Below are 8,307 nucleotides of genomic sequence, written 5' to 3' on the forward strand. Positions count from 1 at the left end.
GTTCGGCGAGCCTCCAACCGTTCGTCGAGCTGATCGGCGACGAGGTCAACGTCAAGCACGTCGAGCTCACCGACGATGTCGAGGCGCACGGCCGCTTCGAGGTCGTCGTCAACGCGCGGGCGGCCGGTCCGCGTCTCGGCAAGGACGTGCAGAAGGTCATCAAGGCCGTGAAGTCCGGCGACTGGACCGAGACCGCCGACGGCACCGTGACCGCCGCCGGGATCGCGCTGCTGCCCGAGGAGTACACGAGCCGGCTCGTCGCCGCGGAACCCGAGTCCACCTCCGCGCTGCCCGGCGGCAGCGGTCTGGTCGTGCTCGATTCGACGGTCACCGAGGAACTCGAAGCCGAGGGCTGGGCGAAGGACCGCATCCGCGAACTGCAGGACGCGCGCCGCAACCTCGGACTCGAGGTGTCCGACCGCATCACGGTGACGTTCGAGGTGCCGGCCGACCGCGCCGAGTGGGCGGCCCGGCACAAGGACCTCATCGCAGGCGAGGTCCTCGCGACGACCTTCGAACTGGGGACCGCCGGCGACGCTGCCGTCGACCTCGGTGAGGGCGTGCGCGCGGCCATCTCCAAGGCATGACCCCCGCCTCGTGCGCGGTTTCGGTAGCACCAGCTACCGGAACCGCGCACGAGGACGGTCGGTGCCGCGAACTACCCTGAACCGGTGCCCGTCACCGTGAACCGGCGCTGGGTTCTCCACCTGGACCTCGACGCGTTCTTCGCGTCCGCCGAACAGCTGACCCGGCCGACCCTTCGTGGTCGGCCGGTACTCGTCGGTGGGCTCGGCGCGCGCGGCGTCGTCGCCGGCGCCAGCTACGAGGCCCGCGTGTTCGGGGCGCGGTCGGCGATGCCCATGAGCCGTGCCCGCCGGCTCGTCGGGCCGTCCGCGGTGGTCCTGCCCCCGCGCGGCATCGTGTACCGGAACCTCAGCGACGCGGTCTTCGAGACGCTGCGCTCCCACGTGCCGGTCCTCGAGACGCTGTCGATGGACGAGGCGTTCGCCGAGCCACCCGAACTCGCCGGCGCGAGCGTCGCCGAGGTCGAACGGTTCTGCGCGCGCCTGCGCAGGACGGTGCTCGAGCGGACCGGTCTGGTGGCCTCCATCGGGGCCGGCTCGGGCAAACAGATCGCCAAGATCGGCTCCGGCCTCGCGAAACCCGACGGCATGCTCGTCGTGCGACCCGACGAGGAACGTGCCCTCCTGCACGGCCTGCCGGTCCGCAAGCTGTGGGGGATCGGGCCGGTCGCCGAGGACAGGCTGCGGCGGCTCGGCATCGACACCATCGGCGACTTCGCGGCCCTGCCGGTCGCCGAGGCCGCGTCCATCCTCGGCACCACCGTCGGACCCGGGCTGCACCGGCTGGCCAACGGCATCGACGACCGCCCGGTCGCCGAACGCGCCGAAGCGAAACAGGTCAGTGCCGAAACAACTTTCGCGACCGACATCGTGACCATGAGCGACCTGCGGCAGGCTGTCGCCGGGAGCGCGTCCGCCGCACACAACCGGCTACGGAAGGACGGACGTGCCGCGCGCACGGTGGTGCTCAAACTGCGCAAGGCCGATATGAGTATTCTCACGCGATCCTCGACGCTGCCGTACGCCACCGAGGACCTGCCGACGCTGACCGGCGCGGCGCAACGCCTCGCCCTGGACCCCTTGGAGATCGGGCCCATCCGGCTGGTCGGCGTCGGTTTCGCGGGACTGTCGGCAGTCCGGCAGGACTCGCTGTTCCCGGAACTGGACCGGTCGGCCGAGGACGACGAGGCCGACTCCGGGCCGCGACCGGTACTTCACCAGCGCGCCGAGGAACCGCGGTCACGATGGCGTCCGGGCACAGATGTGAGCCACCCCGAGTTCGGGCACGGCTGGGTTCAGGGCGCCGGACACGGACGGGTGACGGTGCGATTCGAGACCCGCACCACCGGCCCCGGACCGGCCCGGACGCTCCCCGAGGACGATCCGGCGCTCGTCGTCGCCGACCCCCTCGCCAGCCTCGCCTGAAGAAGTCCCGGCTCTCATGGAGTTCTTATCGCCGCCGGGTACGCTGGCCCCCGATCCGCTGTCCCGGTGGAGCATCCGCTGCTGGATGACCCGAGCACGATCCCGTGCACGATCGAGAACGAGAAGGACGAGAAGTTGAAGCTTCGCAAGATCACCGTCGCCACGGTGGCACTGGCCGCCGCCCTCACGATGTCCGCCTGCAGCTCGGACGAAGGTGACAGCACGACCACGACCGCGAAGACCACCACGGCTGCCACCACCACCACGGCCGAGGCCGCCGCGTACCCGCCGGTGCCGACCGTGGAGGACCTCAACGCCATGCTGGCGCAGGCGTTCGACGAGACCGTCCCGGCCGACCAGAAGGTCGACCTGGTCGAGGGCGCCGCTGCCGACCCGAGCCTGATCGATCAGGTGGCCGCCGCCGCCAAGCAGGCCGGTGCCCAGGTCACCGTCCTCGACGTCAACGACAACGAGAACGGCACCGCCACCGCCGGTATCGAGACCAAGATCGGCGACCAGGTCGCCACCGGCACCGTCGACTTCGTCGCCGAGGACGGCGTGTGGAAGCTGTCGAAGAACAGCGCGTGCGGCATCGTCGCCATGGCGTCGCTGCAGTCGCCTGCCTGCGCCTGATCTTCCGGGTACCTGCTCTTTTCGAACGCAGCGAGGGCCGGAGCGGACAACCGCTCCGGCCCTCGCCGTGTTCACACCGGGGCACCCGATCAGGGTTGACCTGCCTGCCAGTGCACCCGGTCCTGCAGGGACTGTGCGAGCTTGGTGGTGCCTTCGGGATCGCTGTAGGCCTGGTCGCCGGCCAGTGTCAGTTCGCCGTCCACCGGAAGCGGTTGTGCCGGGTCGATCGTGAGGATTCCGTCCCCGGCCATCGTGAACGAATCGATGTTCAGATGTCCGGCCTCGTTGGGCAGCTCCCACGCCGAGTCCCGGGGCGTCTGCGCGATGTTCACCCGCACGGTGAACCGATCGCCGTCCCGTGCCACCAGCGTCGCCGTGCTCACCTGGTCGAGCGTGATACCGCTCATCACCTGCTGGTGGATCTCCCACACCGCACCGACACCGATCGGGACGTCGGGGAACGAGACCATCCGGTACACGGCCTGATAGAACGCCTGCTCGATCGCGGCGCGCGCGGCGTCGGGCGCGTTCGGGGCCGGACGCAGCCGCAGCGCGCTGACGGCGCCGGTCGGCCCGAGCGTGAGACCCGCCCCGGACCCGGACGCCGCCGCGAACGCCGACATCAGGGCCCCGTCGGGGGAGGTCGCGTCGCCCAGCGTCAGATCCACGACGGTGCTGGGATCTCCGTTCGACACCGCCCGCGTGACCGTCGCCGTCAGCGGCAGTGTGACCTCCGGCGACGAGAAGTCCTGGCGGGGCTGATCACCGATCTGCTGGAAGACCTGCGAGCTGGTGGTCAGGTCGATGTGCTGGACCGTGTCCAGGGCCGGCGTCACCCGGATCACGTCGCGAGGTTCGGCACCCGGGTCGAGGACCGTCGTCGTCACCGCCGACACCGGCACGGTGACCTCGGTGGACGTGGGACCGATGTCGGTCGCCGCGTCCGGGGAACTGCTGCACCCGGCGACAACGGCGGTCAAGGAGAGGACAGCAGCGAGCGCGCGGGGCCTCGGGGGAGCGAATCTGGACAGCACTGGCACGTCCCCCAGGGTAGCCACGCGGGGTGGGGTGGCCGTCGTCTCGCCGGGGTGAGGGATGATGGCACGGTGACCGACGACGCCGCCCGCAAAGATCCCAGCCTCGAAACACCGGGGCCGAACGCCGCCCCCGCGCCGGCCGGACGCCGGCTGATCGCGCTGTTGGGCGTGGCTGTCGTGGTCTTCGCGCTCGACCTGATCACCAAGGTTCTCGCCGTCGCCCACATCGATCCCCGCGATCCGATCTCGATCATCGGCGACACGGTGACCCTGACGCTGGTGCGCAACCCCGGCGCAGCGTTCTCCATGGCGACCGGCATGACGTGGGTGTTGACGATCGTCGCCATCGCCGTCGTGATCGGTGTCGTCAAGATCGGCCGCACTCTGCGGTCCGGATGGTGGGCCCTGGGTCTGGGCCTCGTGCTCGGTGGCGCACTCGGTAATCTTGTCGATCGGATCTTCCGTTCACCCGGCCCTCTGCAGGGACACGTCGTGGACTTCGTGTCGGTCGGATGGTGGCCGGTGTTCAACGTCGCCGACTCGGCGATCGTGTGCGGAGCGATCCTGCTCGTGGCGCTCACCGTGTTCGGGATCGATCCGGACGGGTCGCGCGCGGGCAAAGCGAACGACGCGGACGCAGCCGAGGAAACGGAAAAGGGAGCACGCTAGTGAGAGAAACCCGGGCGATGCCCGTACCGGACGGGCTCGACGGGATGAGGGTCGACGCGGGACTGGCCAGGCTGCTCGGGCTGTCGCGGACCGTGGTCGCCGCGCTCACCGAGGAAGGCGCGGTACTCGTCGACGGTACGCCCGCCGGCAAGTCGGACCGGCTGTCCGCCGGATCGTGGCTCGAGGTGGAACTGCCCGAGCCCCCGAGGCCGCTGACCATCGAGGCGCAGCCCGTGGAGGGCATGGAGATCCTGTACGCCGACGACGACATCGTCGCCGTCGACAAGCCTGTCGGTGTCGCCGCGCACGCCAGCGTCGGCTGGACCGGCCCGACCGTCATCGGCGGACTCGCCGCCGCCGGATTCCGGATCTCCACGTCCGGTGCCCACGAGCGCCAGGGCATCGTCCACCGCCTCGACGTGGGTACCTCCGGTGTCATGGTGGTGGCCACCTCGGAACGCGCGTACACGGTGCTCAAGCGGGCCTTCAAGCAGCGCACCATCGACAAGCGGTACCACGCGCTCGTGCAGGGACACCCGGACCCGAGCAGCGGCACCATCGACGCTCCCATCGGCCGGCACCGCAGCAGCGACTGGAAGTTCGCGGTGACCGCGGACGGCAAGCCCAGCATCACGCACTACGACACCGTCGAGGCGTTCCAGGCCGCGAGCCTGCTCGACATCCACCTCGAAACCGGGCGCACCCACCAGATCCGGGTGCACTTCTCGGCGCTGCGGCACCCCTGCTGCGGCGATCTTACCTACGGCGCCGACCCGCGTCTCGCTGCCCGACTCGGACTCGAACGGCAGTGGCTCCACGCCCGGTCGCTCGGATTCGCGCACCCCACGCAGGGCCACTGGATGGAGATCACCAGCAAGTACCCCGCAGACCTCGAACATGCGCTGGCCGTGCTACGCGATGCCTGAGTCGTCGTGATCCGTCGGGTACTTCCGTGGGTGTGCGTGGCACTGCTGGTGCTCGCCGTGCTGCTCGCGGGGGTCCTCAACCCGGTGCGGCCCGCCTCGGTGCGTTCGGACGCCCTCGGTCCGGATTCGGGTGAACTCGTCGCCGAGTATCTGAGCCGTGCCGCCGAGAGCCTCGACGACCCGACCGACGCGAGCGCCCCGCGCTGGGCCCTCGTGTCGTTCACCGAGCCGGTCGACGTCGCTGCCGTCGCGGAGCTCGGCGCCGGCATGCGGGTCGCGCAGGTGCTGTTCCGGGTCCCTATCGACCGGGTGCAGACCCCGTTGGTGACGGTCGCGGTGCCGCAGCATCCGGAAGCACTGCGCCGCGCACCGTCCGTCGCGGCTTCACGGTTGCAGGTCCCGGCGAGCGGGAACGATCGCGCCGCGCGGGTTGCGGCGGTGTCGGCCGAGCGGCTCGCCGCCGGCTGCGCGTGCGTCGTCGGGATAGTCGTGTGGGCGGCTCCGGAGGACCTGCGGACGCTCACCGACGACGCCCGCGTGCGGGCTGTGGAGGCGTTGCCGGCCGACGCGGTCGCGGGACGGTTTGCGGTGTCTCCGCTGCTGCCCGAGCAGGTGGAGGTCGTGGCACCGGGACCCGACGACGGCGAACCCTGAGACACGGCACACTGGAGAGAGGTCCCGCCACGCCGGCGGGCTCGTCTCCGCCGAGGAGGTCCGTGATGGACAACGACCGGCCGTTCGGATTCGACCCCGACGACATCGACCGCGTGATGCGGGAAGCGGGTGAGCAGTTCCGGCAGTTGCAGGAGCAGTTCGTCAGGTTCCTCGGGCAATCGAGCGGCTCGGGGCCGCGTCGTGCCCCGGAACCCGAAACGACCGGCAGCGCGGGTGACGGCGTGTGGGCGGTCTACTCGGTCGACGCCGAGGGTTTCGCCCGGGTCGAGCAGGTGTATCGCACCGAACTCGACGCGCTGCGTGCCCACAAGAACAACACGGATCCGAGCCGGTGCGTTCGCTTCCTGCCCTACGGCGTGAGCGTCGGCGTGCTCGACGAGACCGACGACTGATTTTCTCGGTGTGTACTTGTGGCGGTTGGAGCCGCCAAATGTGCACACCAGGCGCGCAGCGCCCAGCCGCCGAGACAGAAGGCAGCCGTGCGCGACCGGCGCCGCGCGGCTGTCAGCCGCGACGGCGGGAACGCTGGCAGGTGGTCCAGGCTGCTCAGGGGCTCTACCCTCGGCCCCATGACAACAGACGACTTCGGGGCCTCGACATCGGATCTCGCAGAGAGCCTCGGTGTTCCCGAGGATGCGGTGCTCGCCGCGACCGGATTCGTGACACTCGTCGGTGGCTGCAGCGGCGACCCAGAAGCCGGCGACAGATTCGCCGAGACGTTCTCCCTGTACGGTCCGGACCTGTTCCTCGATCTCGCCGACCCTGCTGTCGTCACCGCCGTCTATGACCGCGTGCTCGAGTTCCAGGCCTTCGACACCGAGCCGATCGGCCGTGCAGCGGATTGGCTGATCGAGCACGGTCCGCGGCAGGTCGCTGCCGCTGCACACTGGATCGCCGGGGCCGCCGCAGGCTCCGGGCACATCGAGGACGCGGAGGGACACTACCTCCGTTCCCTCGCGGCCGACAGCGACTTCGGACCGGCGCTGCTGTACCTGGCACAATACGAATCCGACCGTGGCAACGCCGAACGGGCGTTGGCTCTGTACGGGCGGTTGGAGGATGGACGCGAACATCCGATGTATCAGCTGCTGTCCGGCTACCGCGCGAACAGGGACTACAGCCTGGCGGAGCGTGCCCGCTGGCTGTACGCGAAGATCGGCCAGTTCGTGGAGCTGTCGCACTGGCGTATCCGGGCCGTGGAGTTGGCGTTGGTGCGCGCGTCCTACCTGCCGGGCGGTCACGAGAACCCGTCACTCGGCCTCGACGACTTCGTCTGGGATGTCGCACTTTTCGAAACCGGAGCGTTCGCCGAATTTCTGAAGACCCGGGGGAGACTGCTGCCCGACGACGAACAGCTGCTCGCGCAGCAGTGGCTGCTCATCGGCAGATCCCTGTTCGAGGTCGACGCTGTCCGGCCAGGATCGGGTATCACGATGCGAGATCTGCGCACCGGTGATCGCATCGACGTCACCGAGAGGACCGCCAGCCGGCAGGTGAAGCCAGGGGAGCTGTATTGCACGCGGATCGTGCCCGTCGGCGACGGCCTCTGGAACATCTTCGGAGGCGCCGAAGCGGTCGCCCTTCCACAACGCGGACCGCTGATGGCGTTGCTCGACGATGACGAGACAGACCCGGAAGAACTCGTATCGTGCCTCAGCGCCCGTTTCGCGCCGCCTCGACTCGTGACGGCCGGCGGAGAACCGATGGTCTTCTGCACCGCCGAGTTCACGGTGCCTTCCTCGACGACCCTTCGGCGCAAGCTCAGCCGTCGCTTCGGTGCCGCTAGCGGCGACGAGTGGGCGTGGATCGACGGCGAGCGCGTGCTCGGTGTGGTGCGCCTCGACCGCTCGGGTGAGCCGTGGACGCTGACCGTCGAGGCGATGAGCGAATTCGACTTCGACGACATGATCGAACTGGTCGTCGCAGCGGCGCCGAACGCACGCGAGGTCACCGAGTCACGAACCCCGGCTGCGGAGATGTTGGCGCAGGCGCAGCAGTCCGCGTCGGAGGTTCCCGGCGACCTCGACGACGAGGAGCTCGCGGCCATGCTCAACGAGCGGATCCGCGAATACGAGCAGGCGTGGCTCGACGAACAGATCCCCGCGCTCGACGGGCTGACCCCGCGGCAGGCCGCCGCGGACCCGACGCGCCGCGACGACCTGATCCACCTGCTTGGCACGCTTCCCGCCGAGGAACGACCTGGTGCCATGAGCGCGCGGCGGCTTCGCGAAGCCCTCGGTCTCTGAGGCGGTACCTGTCGCGTAGTCGGCCGGTACCGTCGCGGAGGAATAGGGTTGGCGGGTGACCGCCGTCGACCGTAGTACCAACAACGTCGGAGTCCTGTGCGGGATCGGCGCC

The 8,307-nt window shown here is 69.8% G+C and carries 9 protein-coding genes; 8 read left to right on the forward strand and 1 reads right to left on the reverse strand.

The genetic code is table 11. The features are described 5' to 3' along the window. The 3 genes from I0Q12_RS33410 to I0Q12_RS20740 all read left to right on the forward strand — a co-directional run. Window positions 1-587, forward strand: a 587-nt coding sequence (locus I0Q12_RS33410; RefSeq protein ID WP_231611115.1) for a DUF5915 domain-containing protein, incomplete at its 5' end; no start/stop codon positions are given. Between the two features lie 84 nt (window positions 588-671). Next, window positions 672-2,009 carry a DNA polymerase IV gene (locus I0Q12_RS20735; RefSeq protein WP_307846380.1) on the forward strand — a complete coding sequence of 446 codons (1,338 nt, stop codon included), beginning with the start codon at window positions 672-674 and terminating at the stop codon, window positions 2,007-2,009. Window positions 2,010-2,075: 66 nt separating this feature from the next. Continuing rightward, window positions 2,076-2,642 carry a hypothetical protein gene (locus I0Q12_RS20740; protein ID WP_374068751.1) on the forward strand — a complete coding sequence of 189 codons (567 nt, stop codon included), beginning with the start codon at window positions 2,076-2,078 and terminating at the stop codon, window positions 2,640-2,642. Between the two features lie 89 nt (window positions 2,643-2,731). On the opposite strand, the gene I0Q12_RS20745 is transcribed toward I0Q12_RS20740, so the two are convergent. Continuing rightward, window positions 2,732-3,682 carry a hypothetical protein gene (locus tag I0Q12_RS20745; protein WP_197254177.1) on the reverse strand — a complete coding sequence of 317 codons (951 nt, stop codon included), beginning with the start codon at window positions 3,680-3,682 and terminating at the stop codon, window positions 2,732-2,734. Window positions 3,683-3,748: 66 nt separating this feature from the next. On the opposite strand from I0Q12_RS20745, the gene lspA reads away from it, so the two are divergent. The 5 genes from lspA to I0Q12_RS20770 all read left to right on the forward strand — a co-directional run bounded on the left by lspA (window position 3,749) and on the right by I0Q12_RS20770 (window position 8,195). Next, window positions 3,749-4,348: a signal peptidase II gene (gene lspA / locus I0Q12_RS20750; protein ID WP_197254179.1), complete on the forward strand. Its 600-nt coding sequence runs from the start codon at window positions 3,749-3,751 to the stop codon at window positions 4,346-4,348. A gap of 17 nt (window positions 4,349-4,365) precedes the next feature. Continuing rightward, the gene (locus I0Q12_RS20755) at window positions 4,366-5,274 is read left to right on the forward strand and encodes an RluA family pseudouridine synthase (protein ID WP_197254234.1); all 909 of its coding nucleotides are present in this window, start codon (window positions 4,366-4,368) and stop codon (window positions 5,272-5,274) included. 9 nt (window positions 5,275-5,283) lie between these two features. Continuing rightward, on the forward strand, window positions 5,284-5,928 hold the full coding sequence (locus I0Q12_RS20760; RefSeq protein ID WP_197254236.1) for a hypothetical protein: 645 nt from the start codon (window positions 5,284-5,286) through the stop codon (window positions 5,926-5,928). A gap of 65 nt (window positions 5,929-5,993) precedes the next feature. Further along, entirely contained in the window at window positions 5,994-6,341 is a 348-nt protein-coding gene (locus tag I0Q12_RS20765; RefSeq protein ID WP_197254180.1) for a hypothetical protein, read from the forward strand. 177 nt (window positions 6,342-6,518) lie between these two features. Beyond that, window positions 6,519-8,195, forward strand: a complete 1,677-nt coding sequence (locus tag I0Q12_RS20770; RefSeq protein ID WP_197254182.1) for a hypothetical protein — start codon at window positions 6,519-6,521, stop codon at window positions 8,193-8,195. Window positions 8,196-8,307 lie beyond the last annotated feature (112 nt).

The sequence above is a fragment of the Rhodococcus sp. CX genome (genome assembly GCF_015865005.1).
Taxonomy (GTDB): Bacteria; Actinomycetota; Actinomycetes; order Mycobacteriales; family Mycobacteriaceae; genus Rhodococcus.